The sequence below is a fragment of the Nocardioides cavernae genome (assembly GCF_016907475.1).
Lineage (GTDB): Bacteria > Actinomycetota > Actinomycetes > Propionibacteriales > Nocardioidaceae > Nocardioides > Nocardioides cavernae.
Genome location: NZ_JAFBCA010000001.1, coordinates 4,664,090 through 4,680,674, shown reverse-complemented (window position 1 = coordinate 4,680,674; position 16,585 = coordinate 4,664,090). Strand labels below are relative to the sequence as shown.

General features: G+C 68.8%; 10 protein-coding genes. All 10 read left to right on the top strand.

The genetic code is table 11. The annotated features are described in order from the left end of the window. Window positions 1-1,275, top strand: a complete 1,275-nt coding sequence (locus JOD65_RS22070; RefSeq protein ID WP_191194500.1) for an MCE family protein — start codon at window positions 1-3, stop codon at window positions 1,273-1,275. Beyond that, window positions 1,272-2,309, top strand: a complete 1,038-nt coding sequence (locus JOD65_RS22065; protein ID WP_191194501.1) for an MCE family protein — start codon at window positions 1,272-1,274, stop codon at window positions 2,307-2,309. The genes JOD65_RS22070 and JOD65_RS22065 overlap by 4 nt, the downstream gene beginning before the upstream one ends. 106 nt (window positions 2,310-2,415) lie before the next feature. Next, window positions 2,416-3,336, top strand: coding sequence for an MCE family protein (locus tag JOD65_RS22060; RefSeq protein ID WP_307821337.1), 921 nt, complete (start codon window positions 2,416-2,418; stop codon window positions 3,334-3,336). Window positions 3,337-3,339: 3 nt separating this feature from the next. After that, window positions 3,340-4,500 carry an MCE family protein gene (locus JOD65_RS22055; RefSeq protein ID WP_191194503.1) on the top strand — a complete coding sequence of 387 codons (1,161 nt, stop codon included), beginning with the start codon at window positions 3,340-3,342 and terminating at the stop codon, window positions 4,498-4,500. Continuing rightward, complete coding sequence (locus JOD65_RS22050) at window positions 4,497-5,939, top strand: MCE family protein (protein WP_191194504.1); 1,443 nt, start codon at window positions 4,497-4,499, stop codon at window positions 5,937-5,939. The genes JOD65_RS22055 and JOD65_RS22050 overlap by 4 nt, the downstream gene beginning before the upstream one ends. Continuing rightward, entirely contained in the window at window positions 5,936-7,249 is a 1,314-nt protein-coding gene (locus tag JOD65_RS22045; RefSeq protein WP_191194505.1) for an MCE family protein, read from the top strand. Before JOD65_RS22050 ends, JOD65_RS22045 begins: the two co-directional genes overlap by 4 nt. 46 nt (window positions 7,250-7,295) lie before the next feature. Next, window positions 7,296-7,991, top strand: a complete 696-nt coding sequence (locus JOD65_RS22040) for a hypothetical protein (RefSeq protein WP_191194506.1) — start codon at window positions 7,296-7,298, stop codon at window positions 7,989-7,991. Then, window positions 7,988-8,788, top strand: coding sequence for a J domain-containing protein (locus tag JOD65_RS22035; RefSeq protein WP_191194507.1), 801 nt, complete (start codon window positions 7,988-7,990; stop codon window positions 8,786-8,788). Before JOD65_RS22040 ends, JOD65_RS22035 begins: the two co-directional genes overlap by 4 nt. A gap of 258 nt (window positions 8,789-9,046) precedes the next feature. Beyond that, a complete protein-coding gene (gene rpoB, locus JOD65_RS22030; protein ID WP_372440140.1) occupies window positions 9,047-12,622 on the top strand; it encodes a DNA-directed RNA polymerase subunit beta in 3,576 nt (1,191 codons plus the stop codon). 84 nt (window positions 12,623-12,706) lie between these two features. Continuing rightward, the gene (locus JOD65_RS22025) at window positions 12,707-16,552 is read left to right on the top strand and encodes a DNA-directed RNA polymerase subunit beta' (protein ID WP_191194509.1); all 3,846 of its coding nucleotides are present in this window, start codon (window positions 12,707-12,709) and stop codon (window positions 16,550-16,552) included. The last annotated feature ends 33 nt before the right edge of the window (window positions 16,553-16,585 follow it).

The window sequence follows — 16,585 nt, the reverse complement described above, 5'->3', positions numbered from 1 at the left end:
ATGAAGACGAAGTCCCTGGGAGTCGTGTTCCTGGTCCTCATGCTCGGCGCGGTGTGGGCGACTTACGGCGTGTTCACCAAGAAGTTCACCGACTACGACGAGGTCACGGTCAAGGCGTCCAGGATCGGGCTCCAGCTGCCGCAGCGCGCCGACGTCAAGATCAAGGGAGTGATCGTGGGCGAGGTGCTCGACTACGAGCCCACCGCCGAGGGCGCCGACATCACCCTCGGCCTCTACCAGGACCGCACCACCGACGTCCCGCGCGACGTCACTGCCTCGATCCTGCCCAAGACGCTCTTCGGCGAGAAGTTCGTCTCCCTGGTCGTCCCCGACGGCGGGTCGTCCGCCCAGCCGATCGCGGACGGCGACGTCATCCAGCGCACCGACCTCTCCATCGAGGTCGAGCAGGTGCTCAGCGACCTCTACCCCCTGCTGCGTGCGGTGCAGCCTGCCGACCTCAACACCACCCTCAACGCGGTCGCGACCGCCCTCGAGGGGAGGGGCGAGCAGCTCGGCGAGACGCTCGAGACGCTCGACGACTACCTGACCCGCTTCAACCCCCAGCTCCCCGCCCTGATCGAGGACCTGCGGCTCACGGCGCGGGTCTCCGACACGTACGCCGACGTGCTGCCGGAGGTCGCCACGATCCTCCGCAACACCATCACCACCACGTCGACGCTCGAGGACCGCGAGGACCGGCTCAAGGCGCTGTTCAACGACGTGTCGAAGCTGGCCACCGTCGCCGATCGCTTCACCCGCGCCAACGGCGACAACCTGGTCCGGCTCGCGGACCTCGGCGCGGCACAGCTCGAGGTGTTCGCGCGCTACGCCCCCGGCTACCCCTGCCTGCTCGGCGGCATCGTCGGGGCGGGCAAGCTCCAGGCGGAGGCGTTCCGCGGCTTCACCCTCCACATCGTGCTGGAGACGCTGCCCAACCAGCCGCGCGGCTACGGCCCGCAGGACGCCCCGGTCTACGGCGACAAGAGCGGCTACCACTGCGGCACGCTGCCTTCTCCGCCGTGGTCCCAGAGCAACCCGCTGACCTCCCAGCCCGACTTCGTCGACGGTGTCGACGAGCCCACCGGCAAGGGCACCAGCCGCGTGGGTCCTGGCTGGTCCGGCACCGCTGCCGGCTTCGCGGGAGGGCGCGACGAGTCGGCGCTGCTCAAGTCGCTGCTCGCCCCGGGCCTGGGCGTCAGCACCGACGACGTGCCCGACCTCGGTGTGCTCCTGGTCGGGCCGATGGCGCGCGGGGCGGAGGTGTCGCTGCGATGAGCCGGATCCTCGACCTCAGGACCTCGATCGACCTGGTCAAGCTGCTCGTCTTCGTCGTCGTCACCTCGCTCGCGACCGCGGTGCTGGTGGTGACCATCGGCAACCTCGACTTCGGGTCGTCGCGGGAGTACAAGGCGGAGTTCACCGACGCCACCGGCGTCAACAAGGGCGACGACATCCGCGTCGCCGGCGTCCGGGTCGGCACGGTCAGCGAGGTGGAGATCGTCGACCGCACCCGTGCGCTCATCACCTTCTCGGTCGACCGCGACACCGCGGTCAACGGCGGTACCAACGCTGCCATCCGCTACCGCAACCTGGTCGGGCAGCGCTACCTCTCGCTCACCCAGGAGGTGGGCGACACCCGGCGGCTGCCGGCCGGCTCGACGATCCCGGTGTCGCGGACCACGCCCGCGCTCGACCTCACCGTGCTCTTCAACGGCTTCAAGCCGCTCTTCGAGGCGCTCTCGCCCGACGACGTCAACCAGCTGTCGTACGAGCTCGTCCAGGTGTTCCAGGGCGAGGGCGGGACGTTGGAGGGGCTGCTCGCGCACACGGCGTCGGTCACGTCGACGCTCGCCGACCGCGACGAGGTCATCGGCGACCTCATCGACAACCTGTCGCTGGTGCTCGACCACGTCGCCGACCGCGACAAACAGCTCACCCGGCTGATCCAGTCGTTCCGCACGCTCGTCGGCGGGCTGAAGAAGGACCGCAACGCGATCCTCGGCTCGCTCGAGGAGGTCTCCACGCTGTCGGTCGAGACCGCCTCCCTCATCGACGGCATCCGCGAGCCCTTCGTGAAGGACATCAAGGAGCTACGCACGGTGGCCGGCAACATCGACAAGAACAAGGCCGAGCTCGACCGCGCCATCCAGGTGCTGCCGATCAAGCTCAACAAGATCGGACGCACGGCGATCTACGGCTCGTTCTTCAACTTCTACCTCTGCGAGTTCCAGGGCCGCGTGAACCTGCCCCAGGACGTCTCGATCCCGGTGAAGTACAACACCGGCTCCGACAGGTGTGATCTCGGATGAAGTCACCCCACGCCGTTCTTCTCCCCCGCTGCGCTCCTCCGAACAACGCCGAGGGGACCCCGAAATGACGCCGGTCAGGGAACGCAACCCGATCATCGTGGGTGCCGTGAGCCTCGTCGTGATGGCGATGGTCCTGGCGGCCGCGCTGCGCGCCGACGACCTGCCGATCATCGGTGGTGGCGACACCTACCACGCGATGTTCACCGAGGCCGGCGGGCTCAAGGTCAACGACGAGGTCCGCATCGCCGGCGTACGCGTGGGCAAGGTCGACGAGGTCGAGCTCGCCGGCGACGAGGTGCGGGTCAGCTTCAAGGTCGACGACGCCGCCGACTTCGGCAGCGACACCCGCGCCGCGATCAAGGTCAAGACGATCCTCGGGGCGATGTTCCTGGCGCTCGAGCCGGCCGGCGGCGGCCGCCTCGACGAGGGGGCCACCATCCCCGCGGCGCGCACCTCCTCGCCCTTCGACGTGGTCGAGGCATTCGAGGGCCTCGCCTCGACCTCCGACCAGATCGACACCGACCAGCTCGCCGAGTCGCTCACCACGCTCGCCGACCTCACCCGCAACACCCCCGAGGAGTTCCGCGGCGCGCTCGACGGCCTGAGCCGGCTCTCGTCCAACGTCGCGGCCAAGGACGAGCAGCTCAACACCCTGCTGGTCAACCTCGAACGCGTCTCGACCGTCCTCGACGAGCGAGACCAGGACATCGTCAAGCTGATGGAGGACAGCGACGTGCTGTTCCGGGCCCTCGTCGCCCGGCGCGAGGCCGTGCACGACCTGCTGGTGTCCAGCACGACGCTCTCGAAGGAGCTCACGCTGCTCATCGACCAGTCGCGCGAGGACCTCAAGCCCGCGCTCGCCCACCTCGAGAACGTCGTTGCGGTCCTCAACAAGAACGAGGACAACCTCGACAGCAGCCTGCGGCTGATGGCGCCCTTCTACCGCGTCTTCGCCAACACGCTCGGCACCGGTCCGTGGTTCGACACGTGGATCTCCAACTTCCCGCCTGTCCCGCAGGTGGGCTGACCCATGGACCTCGTGAAGCGCTTCCTCGTCCCGCTCGTCGTGCTGGGCTTCGTCGTCGCGGCGGCCGTCAGCGTCCTGGGCGGCGACACGTCCAAGACCCTCGTCGCCCACTTCCCGCGCGCCATCTCCGTCTACGAGGGCAGCGACGTGCGCGTGCTCGGCGTGGCCGTCGGGACGGTGACGCGGGTCGCGCCGACCGGCACGGACGTGACCGTGACGATGACGTACGACGACGAGGTGAAGCTGCCGGCCGACGCCAGGGCGGTGATCATCGCGCCGTCGGTGGTGGGCGACCGCTACGTCCAGCTCACGCCCGCCTATCCGGGCACCGGCAAGGTCCTCGCCGACGACGCCGAGCTCACCGTCGAGGAGACGGCGCAGCCGCTCGAGCTCGACCAGATCTACGAGAGCCTCGACCGCCTCAACGTCGCCCTCGGGCCCCGCGGCGCCAACAAGTCCGGCGCCCTCTCCGACCTGCTGTCCGTCACGGCCGACAACTTCGGCGGCCAGGGCACGACCTTCCGGCAGACGATCAAGGACTACTCCCGGCTCAGCTCCACGCTCGCCGACAACAAGGAGGAGCTGTTCGGCTCGGTCGAGGCCCTCGGCGGCTTCATGGAGACCCTCGCCGACAACGACCAGACGGTGCGCCAGTTCAACCAGTCCCTCGCCGACGTGTCCACGATGCTGGCGGGGGAGCGCGAGGAGCTGGTCGCGGCGACGAAGAACCTCTCGGTGGCGCTCACCTCCGTCAAGGAGTTCGTGGAGGAGAACAAGGGGTCGCTGAGCCGCAACATCACCGGCATCAACCGGGTCGCCAAGGTGCTGGTGCGCCAGCGTGCGGCTCTCGATGAGATCCTCCACGTGGCCCCCGGTGCGCTCAACAACCTCGCGCTGACCTACAACCCGCAGGCCGGCACGCTCGACACGCGCGCCAACTTCGGCGAGTCCATCAACCAGCTCGAGATCGACCCGGCCGCGTTCCTGTGCGGCTTCGTCGGCCAGGTCGAGCGCTCGGGGCAGGTCTGTGACCGGATCACCGATCTGCTTGCCCGGCCCCGCGCCGGTGCGCTCGACCGCACGGCAGCGCCGCTGCCCGCGCAGGACGTCTTCGACCCGACCCTCGGCGGCCTCGTCGCGCCGGACACGGAGGTGGAGCGGTGACCCGGCTCAAGGTGCTCGTCCTCGGCGTGCTCGTCACGCTGTTCCTGTCCGCCTGCGAGGCCAGCGTCTACTCGCTGCCGCTCCCGGGCGGACCCGACGTGGGCGAGGACCCGATGACGGTCAAGGTGGAGTTCGCCGACGTCCTCGACCTGGTGCCGCAGTCGACGGTCAAGGTCAACGACGTGAGCGTCGGCAAGGTGTCCGCCATCGACCTCGAGGGCTACCAGGCCCTCGTCACGCTCGAGATCCAGCGCGACGTGGACCTCCCCGGCAATGCGGTCGCCGAGCTGCGCCAGACCAGCCTGCTCGGCGAGAAGTTCGTCGAGCTCAGCGCCCCCGACGAGGGCGCGATCCCGTCCCGGCTCCGGGACGGGGCGGTCATCCCCATCGAGCGCGCCGGTCGCAACCCGGAGGTCGAGGAGGTGCTGGGCGCCCTGAGCCTGCTGCTCAACGGCGGCGGCGTCGCGCAGCTCAAGACCATCACCCAGGAGCTCAACCGGGCCCTCGAGGGCCGCGAGGACTCCGCGCGCTCCGTGCTGCGCAACCTGCGCACCTTCACCGGCCAGCTCGACGAGAACAAGACCGACATCGTCGACGCCATCGAGTCCCTCAACCGGCTCGCGCTCGCGGCGGAGAAGCAGCTGCCGACGATCGACAAGGCGCTGGACGAGCTGCCCAGCGCGCTCGACTCCATCGACCGCCAGCGCGACGACCTCGTCGAGATGCTCGCCGCCCTCGACCGCCTGTCGTCGGTCGCGGTCGACGTGATCACCCGCTCCAAGGGCGCCACCATCACCTCGCTCCAGCGCCTCGACCCGGTGCTGACCCAGCTCGCCGCGTCCGGTGACGACTTCACCAACGCGTTCCACGTCTTCCTCACCTACCCGTTCGTCGACGAGGTCGTCGGCCGGGACCCCCAGGTGGCGCGCAACCTGCACATGGGCGACTACACCAACCTGTCGATCACCCTCGACGTCGACCTGACCGGGATCCCGACGACGATCCCGACCACGTTGCCGACCGAGGCGTGCATCCCGCTGAGCGCCCTGCCGCAGGACGGCCCGCTGCCCGACACCAGCAAGCTGTGCCAGGACGCGCTCGACGCGATCAACAAGTGCCTGGAAGGACTGCGTCGCGGCGACGTGGCAGCGTGCGTCGGCCTGCCGGGGTCGGTCATCAGCGTGGTGTGCCAGCAGTACCCCGTGCCCGGCCTCTGCGGTGGCTCGGGGGACCCGACCGTCCCGCTGCCGACGCCCACGGTGCCGAGCCTCCCCGTCCCGTCGATCCCGACGATCACCCTTCCCGGCCTGCCCCGGCCCGGGGCGTACCCAGCCGACGCCCCACCCGACAGGGGACGGGGACCGACGATCGGCGAGCTCGCCGAGGTCTACGACCCCGCGCTCGTGAGCCTCCTCGTCCCGGCGATGGTGACGCGATGATCACCCGCCGGACCAAGCTGCAGCTGCTCGTCTTCGCGATCATCACCCTGGTCGGCGTCAGCTTCGTGGGCGCCCGCTACGCGCGGCTCGACCGCCTCGTCATGGACCAGAGCTACGCCGTGGTGGCGCACTTCGCCGACTCGGGCGGCGCCTTCGCGGGAGCGGAGGTGTCCTACCGCGGCGTGCGCGTGGGAGAGGTGAAGGAGCTCGTCCTCACCGACGACGGCGTCGACATCGTGCTCGACATCGACGAGGAGCACGACGACATCCCGGCCGACGCGCACGCGCTGGTCGGCAACCGGTCGGCCGTCGGCGAGCAGTACGTCGAGCTGCAGCCGCAGAGCGACGACGGCCCGTACTTGAAGGACGGTTCGGAGATCGCGCGCGACGTGACGACGACCCCGATCCAGACCGACACCTTGCTGACCCACCTCGACGAGACGGTCCGCAGCGTCGACCAGGACGACCTGCGCACCGTGACCTCGGAGCTCGGCCTCGCGTTCAACGGCGCCGGCGACGACCTGCAGACCATCCTCGACAGCAGCAGCGCGTTCATCACGGCGGCCGAGCAGAACTTCGACGTCACCGTCGACCTCATCCGCGACAGCAACACGGTCCTCAACGGGCAGATCGACTCCGAGCGCGCCTTCCGTCGCTTCGCGCGGGACCTCTCGGTGTTCTCCACCACGGTGGCCGACCACGACCGCGACCTGCGCCGGCTGATCGAGGACGGCTCGCTCGGCGCCAACGAGCTGCGCGTCTTCCTCGAGGACAACGAGGTGGAGCTCGGCGACCTCATCAACAACCTGGTCACCACCGGCGAGATCGTGGTCAAGCACCTCGACGGCATCGAGCAGCTCCTGGTGATCTACCCCTACGTCGTCGAGGGCGGCTACACCGTCGTGTCGAGGTCACCCGGCACCGGCCTGTACGACGCCCACTTCGGCATGGTGCTGACCTCCGACCCGCACGTGTGCCTGGGCGGCTACGAGGGCACCGACCGCCGCTCGCCCCTCGACGGCAGCGACGCCGCGATGGACGAGGGCGCCGGCTGCACCGAGCCCGCCTCGAAGTCCAACGCACGCGGCGCGCAGAACATCCAGGCGCCCCGGGCGGCCACCGGATGGGGTGCCGCGGACTTCGCGTACGACCCGGAGACGGGCGCCGTGACCTCCGACCCCGCGGAGATCGAGCGGCTCACCGGGTCGCGTGCGGCGGCGCCGCGCACGCTGGGGGAGGACAGCTGGAAGTGGCTCTACCTCGAGCCGCTGCTGGGTGACGGCGTGACCTCCGGGGCAGAGGGTCGTTGACCCTCCAGACCCCTTGGAGGAGGGGTCGGAGCTCCAGGGAGGGAACATGTCCGTGCTGACCGACCTCGCCCGACCGGGCGAGTCCGTCGAGACCGGGTCCGTCGGGACCGGGTCCGCCACCCGCGACCCCGAGCGGCCGCCGCGGTGGAGGACCGTCCTCGCCGTCGCGCTCACGCTCGTCGTCGTGGCCTGCCTCGCCCTGCTCGTGTGGCTGACGGCCGGCGGGCGCGCGACCGCGGACGGCGGCCTCGACCACACCGAGGAGCGCGAGCAGGTGATGAGCCTGACCGACCAGTTCGTGAAGCGGCTCGGCACCTACAGCCCCGACATGCTCGACGACTCCGGGCAGATGCCCGACTACCGCGACCAGGTCCGCGAGGTGATCACGCCCAAGTTCGCCGCCGACTTCGACAAGGAGGTCGCCACGGCCGAGCAGCTCGTCGCCCAGGGCGGCATCACCCGCACCGCAGACGTCTTCGCCACGGCCGTCTCCTCCGTCGACGACGACTCCGCCCGGGTGCTGGTCGCCGGGGCGTTCACCGACAGCTACTCGCAGGGCAAGCAGGGATCGGGGCAGGGATCGGGGCAGGCGCGGACCGTCGACCAGGAGCCGCTGCCGTTCCGCTTCACCGTCGATCTGGTGGTGATCGAGGGCGAGTGGCTCGTCGACGACTTCACCCCCGTGAGCGCGCCCGCCGAGCCCGGGGCCGGCGACGGCACCACCGAAGGGAGCGCCCCGTGAGCGACGCACCCACCTGGTACGACGTCCTCGACGTGCCGCGCGACGCCTCGAACGACGACGTCCGCACCGCCTGGAAGGGCCGGATCGCCGACCTCGAGCCGGGCGACCGCCGCTTCGACACCCTCAACCGGGCCGCGAAGGTGCTCCTCGACCCGCCCGCACGTGAGGCGTACGACGCCCGCCTGGACCCCGAGCCCGTGCTCCCGCCGGACGAGGAGAGCGCCCCGGCGCCCGTCACGGGACCCTCGCGCACGAGGCCGGGCCTCGCCACCCTCCTCCGCCGTCCCCCGACCGACGGAGCACCGTCGCGAGGGGTGCCGACCTGGCTCCTTGCCGGGCTGGGCGTCCTCGCGGCCGGGCTCGTGGTCGCGACCGCCTGGACGTGGACGCAGGGCGAGGCCGCCGGGGACGACTCGGCTGCCCGGGCCGCCCAGGTCGCCGCGGAGCGCGCCGTCGTACCCGTGCTGTCCTACGACTACGAGTCGCTCGAGGCCGACCAGCAGGAGGCCCAGGCGCTGATGACCGGCGGCTACCGGGAGGAGTACGACAAGCTCTTCACGGTCCTGGAGGACAACGCACCGCAGACGCAGACGAAGGTCGGCGCCTCGGTCGTCGCCTCCGGGGTCGTGCGGGCGAGCGCCGACCGGGTGCAGGTGCTGGTCTTCGTGGACCGCCCCACGACCAACAAGCTCAACGCAGAACCGGTGGTCTACAAGGACCAGGTGACCGTGTCGATGCAGCGCGTGGACGGCGACTGGCTGGTCGACGACCTGGTCACCTCCCCCACCCCGGGGTAGGTGGGGCGCCGGCGGAGGCCGGCAGAACGGGGGAGCAATCGGCGCGTTCTGCTTGACCCGGGGCGGTGTGGCGTTCATAGTCATGGCCAACGCGTGGAGCTGACCCTCTGGGAAATCGACCCCGCGTTTGTGGCGTGTCCTGAGTTGCGCTATCGTGTCCCCTTGCGCCTGCCCTCAGATGCCCGACGCCTTCCGGACGGCCGTTGTGGTGGTCGGCAGCGCCGATCACTCGCTCATCTGTGAGGACACCTCTTGGCCGTGCGCAGCTCTGCTGGTAACCACCGTCGCACCTCTTTCGCAAAGATCACCGAACCTCTCGAGGTTCCCCCCCTCATCTCGCTCCAGACGAGCAGCTTCGACTGGCTGGTCGGCGGAGAGCGCTGGGAGGCGGAGGTGGCCGCCCGTCGGGCTGCCGGTGAGGACGTCTCCGAGAAGACCGGTCTGCAGGAGATCTTCGAGGAGATCTCCCCGATCGAGGACTTCTCCGAGACGATGATGCTCTCCTTCGACAACCCGGTCTTCCTCGACGAGAAGTACACCGAGGAGGAGTGCAAGGAGAAGGACTTCACCTACTCCCGCCCGCTCTACGTCTCGGCCGAGTTCATGAACCACGAGACCGGTGAGATCAAGGGCCAGACGGTCTTCATGGGCGACTTCCCCATGATGACCCGCAAGGGCACCTTCATCATCAACGGCACCGAGCGCGTCGTCGTGTCGCAGCTCGTGCGCTCGCCCGGCGTCTACTTCGAGTCGAGCCCCGACAAGACGTCCGACAAGGACATCTTCACCGCCAAGCTCATCCCGAGCCGCGGCGCCTGGCTCGAGTTCGAGATCGACAAGCGCGACCTGGTGGGCGTGCGTCTGGACCGCAAGCGCAAGCAGAACGTCACCGTCCTGCTCAAGGCGCTCGGCTGGACCACCGACCAGATCCGCGAGGAGTTCGGTCAGTACGAGTCGATGATGCTGACCCTCGAGAAGGACAGCGTCCGCTACGAGGTCGTGTTCGAGGAGCTGCAGAAGAAGGCGCGGGGCGAGGCCCCGACCGCCGAGCAGGTCAACGACGAGGTCACCCGCCTCGCGCTGCTCGACATCTACCGCAAGCTCCGTCCCGGCGAGCCGCCGACGGCCGAGGCGGCGCAGACGCTCCTCAACAACTACTACTTCAACCCGAAGCGCTACGACCTGGCGAAGGTCGGCCGCTACAAGATCAACAAGAAGCTCGGCCTCCACGAGGCGTTCGACCAGCAGACGCTGACCATCGACGACGTCGTCGCCGCCATCCGCTACGTCGTGCAGCTGCACGCCGCGGGTGTCCAGGCCGACTCGCCCGACCTGGTCGACGCCGAGGGCAACGTCGTCGAGGGTCCTGACGGTGCTCCCGTCAAGGTCCAGCCCGACGACATCGACCACTTCGGCAACCGCCGCATGCGCACCGTGGGCGAGCTCATCCAGAACCAGCTCCGCACGGGCCTGGCCCGCATGGAGCGCGTGGTCCGCGAGCGGATGACGACCCAGGACGTCGAGGCCATCACGCCGCAGTCCCTGATCAACATCCGTCCCGTGGTCGCGGCGCTGAAGGAGTTCTTCGGCACCTCGCAGCTCTCGCAGTTCATGGACCAGACCAACCCGATCGCCGGCCTGACGCACAAGCGTCGCCTGTCGGCCCTCGGTCCCGGTGGTCTGTCGCGCGACCGCGCCGGCATGGAGGTCCGTGACGTCCACCCGTCGCACTACGGCCGCATGTGCCCCATCGAGACGCCTGAAGGCCCCAACATCGGCCTGATCGGCTCGCTGGCCTCCTACGGTCGGATCAACCCGTTCGGCTTCGTCGAGACCCCTTACCGCCGTGTGGTCAAGGGTGTCGTCACCGACGAGATCGACTACCTGACCGCCGACGACGAGGACCGCTACGTCATCGCCCAGGCCAACGCGCCGCTCGACGCGAAGATGAAGTTCGTCGAGGACCGCGTCCTGGTGCGTCAGCAGAAGGGTGAGGTCGACGCGATCCTGGCCGAGGAGGTCGACTACATGGACGTCTCGCCGCGCCAGATGGTGTCGGTCGCGACGGCCCTGATCCCCTTCCTCGAGCACGACGACGCCAACCGCGCGCTCATGGGCGCCAACATGCAGCGTCAGGCCGTCCCGCTGGTCGTCAGCGACAGCCCGCTCGTCGGCACCGGCATGGAGTACCGCGCCGCCGTCGACGCCGGTGACGTGGTCGTGGCCGACAACGCCGGAGTGGTGAAGGAGGTGTCCGCCGACGCCATCGAGACGATGAACGACGACGGCACCTACCAGACCTACAAGCTGGCCAAGTTCAAGCGCTCCAACCAGGGCACCTGCATCAACCAGCGCCCGCTGGTGAAGGCCGGCGACCGCCTCGAGGTCGGCACGCCGATCGCCGACGGTCCCTGCACGGACGACGCCGAGATGGCGCTGGGCACCAACCTGCTCGTCGCCTTCATGCCCTGGCAGGGTCACAACTACGAGGACGCGATCATCCTCAGCCAGCGCCTGGTGCAGGAGGACGTCCTCACCTCGATCCACATCGAGGAGCACGAGGTCGACGCCCGCGACACCAAGCTCGGCCCCGAGGAGATCACGCGGGACATCCCGAACATCTCCGAGGAGGGCCTGGCCGACCTCGACGAGCGCGGGATCATCCGCATCGGCGCCGAGGTCACCACCGGTGACATCCTGGTCGGCAAGGTCACGCCCAAGGGCGAGACCGAGCTCACCCCCGAGGAGCGCCTGCTCCGCGCGATCTTCGGTGAGAAGGCGCGCGAGGTGCGCGACACCTCGATGAAGGTGCCCCACGGTGAGTCCGGCACGGTCATCGGCGTGCGGGTCTTCGACCGCGAGGAGGGCGACGACCTTCCCCCCGGCGTGAACCAGCTGGTCCGCGTCTACGTCGCCCAGAAGCGCAAGATCTCGGTCGGCGACAAGCTCGCCGGACGCCACGGCAACAAGGGCGTCATCGCCAAGATCCTGCCCGTCGAGGACATGCCGTTCATGGAGGACGGCACCCCGGTCGACGTCGTGCTCAACCCGCTGGGTGTGCCGCGACGGATGAACATCGGCCAGATCCTCGAGCTCCACCTCGGCTGGCTCGCCAAGCAGGGTTGGGACCTCGACCTGTCCGGTGAGAAGGGCAACGCCGACTGGAAGCAGCGCCTGATCGACATCGGCGCCGACAAGGCCACGCCCAACACCAAGGTCGCCACCCCGGTGTTCGACGGTGCGCGCGAGGACGAGATCACCGGCCTGCTCGGTGCCACGCTCCCCAACCGCGACGGTGAGCGGATGGTCAAGGAGGACGGCAAGGCCGCCCTCTTCGACGGTCGTTCGGGTGAGCCGTTCCCGGAGCCGGTGGCTGTCGGCTACATGTACATCCTCAAGCTGCACCACCTCGTCGACGACAAGATCCACGCTCGCTCGACCGGCCCCTACTCGATGATCACGCAGCAGCCCCTGGGTGGTAAGGCCCAGTTCGGTGGCCAGCGGTTCGGTGAGATGGAGGTCTGGGCGATGGAGGCCTACGGCGCCGCCTACGCCCTGCAGGAGCTGCTGACGATCAAGTCGGACGACGTTCCGGGCCGCGTGAAGGTCTACGAGGCCATCGTGAAGGGCGAGAACATCCCCGACTCGGGCATCCCCGAGTCGTTCAAGGTGCTCGTCAAGGAGATGCAGTCGCTCTGCCTCAACGTCGAGGTGCTGTCGCAGGACGGCAGCGCGATCTCGCTCAAGGACGCCGAGGAAGACGTCTTCCGGGCGGCCGAGGAGCTTGGCATCGACCTGTCCCGCCGCGAGCCCAGCTCCGTCGAAGAAGTCTGAGGTGACGTCCGGGCGGCGCCCGCGCCGCCCGGACTCCCCAGTCCCACAGCTACCTGACTCAAACAGCAACCAAAGGAACACATCTTGCTGGACGTGAACTTCTTCGAGCAGATCCAGATCGGCCTGGCCACTGCGGACGACATCCGCACGTGGAGCCACGGCGAGGTCAAGAAGCCGGAGACCATCAACTACCGCACGCTCAAGCCCGAGCGTGACGGCCTCTTCTGCGAGAAGATCTTCGGTCCCACCCGGGACTGGGAGTGCTACTGCGGCAAGTACAAGCGCGTGCGCTTCAAGGGCATCATCTGCGAGCGCTGTGGCGTCGAGGTCACCCGCTCCAAGGTGCGCCGCGAGCGCATGGGCCACATCGAGCTCGCCGCTCCCGTGACCCACATCTGGTACTTCAAGGGCGTCCCCTCGCGCTTGGGCTACCTGCTCGACCTGGCGCCGAAGGACCTCGAGAAGGTCATCTACTTCGCCGCCTACATGATCACCTCGGTCGACGAGGACTCGCGTCACCGCGACATGGACTCCCTGGAGAACAAGGTCGGCCTGGAGCGCGAGCGCCTCGAGAAGCGCCGCGACACCTCCGTGGAGGATCGCGCCAAGAAGCTCGAGGACGACCTCGCCACCCTTGAGGCCGAGGGCGCCAAGGCCGACGCCAAGCGCAAGGTGCGCGACGGTGCCGACCGCGAGATGAACCAGCTCCGCGACCGCGCCAACCGTGAGATCGCGCGCCTCGAGGAGGTCTGGGACACCTTCAAGAGCCTCAAGGTCCAGGACCTGCTCGGCGACGAGCTCCTCTACCGCGAGATGAAGAACTGGTTCGGCAAGTACTTCGAGGGCCACATGGGCGCCACGGCGATCCAGAAGCGCCTCCAGGACTTCGACATCGAGGCCGAGGTCGAGTCGCTGCGCGACACGATCGCCAACGGCAAGGGCCAGCGCAAGGTCCGCGCCCTCAAGCGCCTCAAGGTCGTCGACGCGTTCCGCAAGACCGGCAACCAGCCCATCGGCATGGTGCTCGACGCCGTCCCGGTGATCCCGCCGGACCTGCGTCCGATGGTCCAGCTCGACGGTGGCCGCTTCGCCACCTCCGACCTGAACGACCTCTACCGCCGCGTCATCAACCGCAACAACCGCCTCAAGCGCCTGCTCGACCTCGGCGCGCCCGAGATCATCGTCAACAACGAGAAGCGGATGCTGCAGGAGGCCGTGGACAGCCTCTTCGACAACGGTCGTCGCGGTCGTCCGGTCACCGGCCCGGGCAACCGGCCGCTGAAGTCGCTCTCCGACATGCTCAAGGGCAAGCAGGGTCGCTTCCGCCAGAACCTGCTCGGCAAGCGCGTGGACTACTCGGGCCGTTCGGTCATCGTGTCGGGTCCGCAGCTCAAGCTGCACCAGTGCGGCCTGCCCAAGCAGATGGCGCTCGAGCTGTTCAAGCCGTTCGTCATGAAGCGCCTGGTCGACCTGTCGCACGCGCAGAACATCAAGTCCGCCAAGCGGATGGTCGAGCGCGCCCGCCCGGTCGTGTGGGACGTCCTCGAAGAGGTCATCACCGAGCACCCCGTGCTGCTCAACCGTGCGCCCACCCTGCACCGCCTCGGCATCCAGGCCTTCGAGCCGCAGCTGATCGAGGGCAAGGCCATCCAGATCCACCCGCTCGTGTGCGGCGCGTTCAACGCCGACTTCGACGGTGACCAGATGGCTGTGCACCTGCCGCTGTCCGCGGAGGCGCAGGCCGAGGCCCGCATCCTGATGCTGTCGACCAACAACATCCTCAAGCCGTCGGACGGCCGTCCGGTGACCATGCCCTCGCAGGACATGATCATCGGCCTGTTCTGGCTGACCGCCGACCGCGAGGGCGAGCCCGGCGAGGGTCGCGTGTTCTCCAGCCCGGCCGAGGCCATCATGGCCTTCGACCGTCGCGAGATCACGCTGCAGAGCAAGGTCCGCATCCGCCTCACCGACGTGGTTCCGCCGCTCGACCTCGAGCTCGGCGCCGACTGGGAGGAGCGGACCGCACTCCTGCTCGACACCACCCTCGGCCGTGTCCACTTCAACGACACGCTCCCGGCGGACTACCCGTTCGTCAACGAGGAGGTCGGCAAGAAGCGCCTCGGCGCGATCGTCAACGACCTCGCCGAGCGCTACACCAAGGTGCAGGTCGCTGCCTCGCTCGACGCCCTCAAGGACGCCGGCTTCCACTGGGCCACGCGCTCGGGTGTGACCGTCTCGATCGACGACGTCACCACGCCCGACAGCAAGGCCGAGATCCTGGCCCGCTACGAGGCCCAGGCCGAGAAGGTCCAGAAGAACTACGAGCGCGGTGTGATGACCGACGACGAGCGTCGTCAGGAGCTCATCGAGCTGTGGACCCAGGCTGCTGCCGAGGTCGGTCGCGCGATGGAGGCCAACTTCGACCGCAAGAACCCGATCTACATGATGGTCGACTCGGGTGCCTCCGGAAACATGAACCAGATCCGGCAGGTCGCGGCCATGCGTGGTCTGGTGGCCAACCCGAAGGGCGAGATCATCCCGCGCCCGATCAAGGCCAACTTCCGCGAGGGCCTGACGGTGCTCGAGTACTTCATCGCCACCCACGGTGCCCGCAAGGGTCTCGCCGACACCGCGCTCCGCACCGCCGACTCGGGCTACCTGACCCGTCGTCTGGTGGACGTGTCGCAGGACGTCATCATCCGTGAGGACGACTGCGGCACCGAGCGTGGCTTGCCCAAGCGGATCGACGACGAGCACGTCGAGACGTCGGCCTACGCCCGCTCCTCGGCGACCGACATCCTCCACCCGGAGTCGGGTGAGGTGCTCGCCACCGCCGGCGAGGACCTGGGTGACGTCAAGATCGGTGAGCTCGTGGCCGCCGGTGTCACCGAGGTCAAGGTCCGCTCGGTGCTGACCTGCGACGCCCGCACCGGCACCTGTGCCAAGTGCTACGGCCGCTCGCTGGCCACCGGCAAGCTCGTCGACATCGGTGAGGCGGTCGGCATCATCGCCGCCCAGTCGATCGGTGAGCCCGGCACGCAGCTGACGATGCGCACGTTCCACACCGGTGGTGTGGCCTCCGCCGACGACATCACGCAGGGTCTGCCCCGTGTGGTCGAGCTCTTCGAGGCCCGCTCGCCCAAGGGTCGTACGCCGATCTCGGAGTCCGCCGGTCGCGTGAAGATCGAGGAGACCGACAAGGCCCGCGTCGTCGTGGTCACCCCCGACGACGGCTCCGAGGTCCAGGAGATCCCGGTGTCGAAGCGTTCGCGTCTCAACGTCGAGGACGGCGACCACATCAACGTCGGTCACCACATCACCTCCGGTACGCCCGACCCGCAGGACGTCCTGCGCATCCTCGGTGTCCGCAAGGCCCAGGAGCACCTCGTGGACGAGGTCCAGGAGGTCTACCGGTCGCAGGGCGTGGCGATCCACGACAAGCACATCGAGATCATCGTGCGGCAGATGCTGCGTCGCGTGACGGTCATCGAGTCCGGTGACACCAACCTGCTCCCGTCCGACCTGGTCGACCGGGTGCGGTTCGAGGAGGAGAACCGTCGCGTGGTCTCCGAGGGCGGCAAGCCGGCCTCGGGTCGCCCGGTCCTCATGGGCATCACCAAGGCCTCGCTCGCGACCGAGTCGTGGCTCTCGGCGGCCTCCTTCCAGGAGACCACCCGGGTGCTCACGGACGCCGCGATCAACGGCCGCTCCGACAGCCTCCGTGGCCTGAAGGAGAACGTGATCATCGGAAAGCTCATCCCGGCCGGCACCGGCCTCGAGCGCTACCGCAACATCCGGGTGGAGCCCACCGAGGAGGCGCGCGCCGCTGCCTACTCGGTCACCGGCTACGACTCCTACGACTACGACTTCGGTCCGTCGTCGCAGGCTGTCGCGCTCGACGACTTCGACTTCGGCTCGTACCAGAACTGATCGCGAAGCGATCCGTTCTGGCGTGACGAGCCA

Coding starts and splice junctions, on each gene's coding strand:
- JOD65_RS22045 (WP_191194505.1), top strand. CDS start 5,936: ATGATCACCCGCCGGACCAAGCTGCAGCTGCTCGTCTTCGCGATCATC.
- JOD65_RS22070 (WP_191194500.1), top strand. CDS start 1: ATGAAGACGAAGTCCCTGGGAGTCGTGTTCCTGGTCCTCATGCTCGGC.
- JOD65_RS22065 (WP_191194501.1), top strand. CDS start 1,272: ATGAGCCGGATCCTCGACCTCAGGACCTCGATCGACCTGGTCAAGCTG.
- JOD65_RS22055 (WP_191194503.1), top strand. CDS start 3,340: ATGGACCTCGTGAAGCGCTTCCTCGTCCCGCTCGTCGTGCTGGGCTTC.
- JOD65_RS22040 (WP_191194506.1), top strand. CDS start 7,296: ATGTCCGTGCTGACCGACCTCGCCCGACCGGGCGAGTCCGTCGAGACC.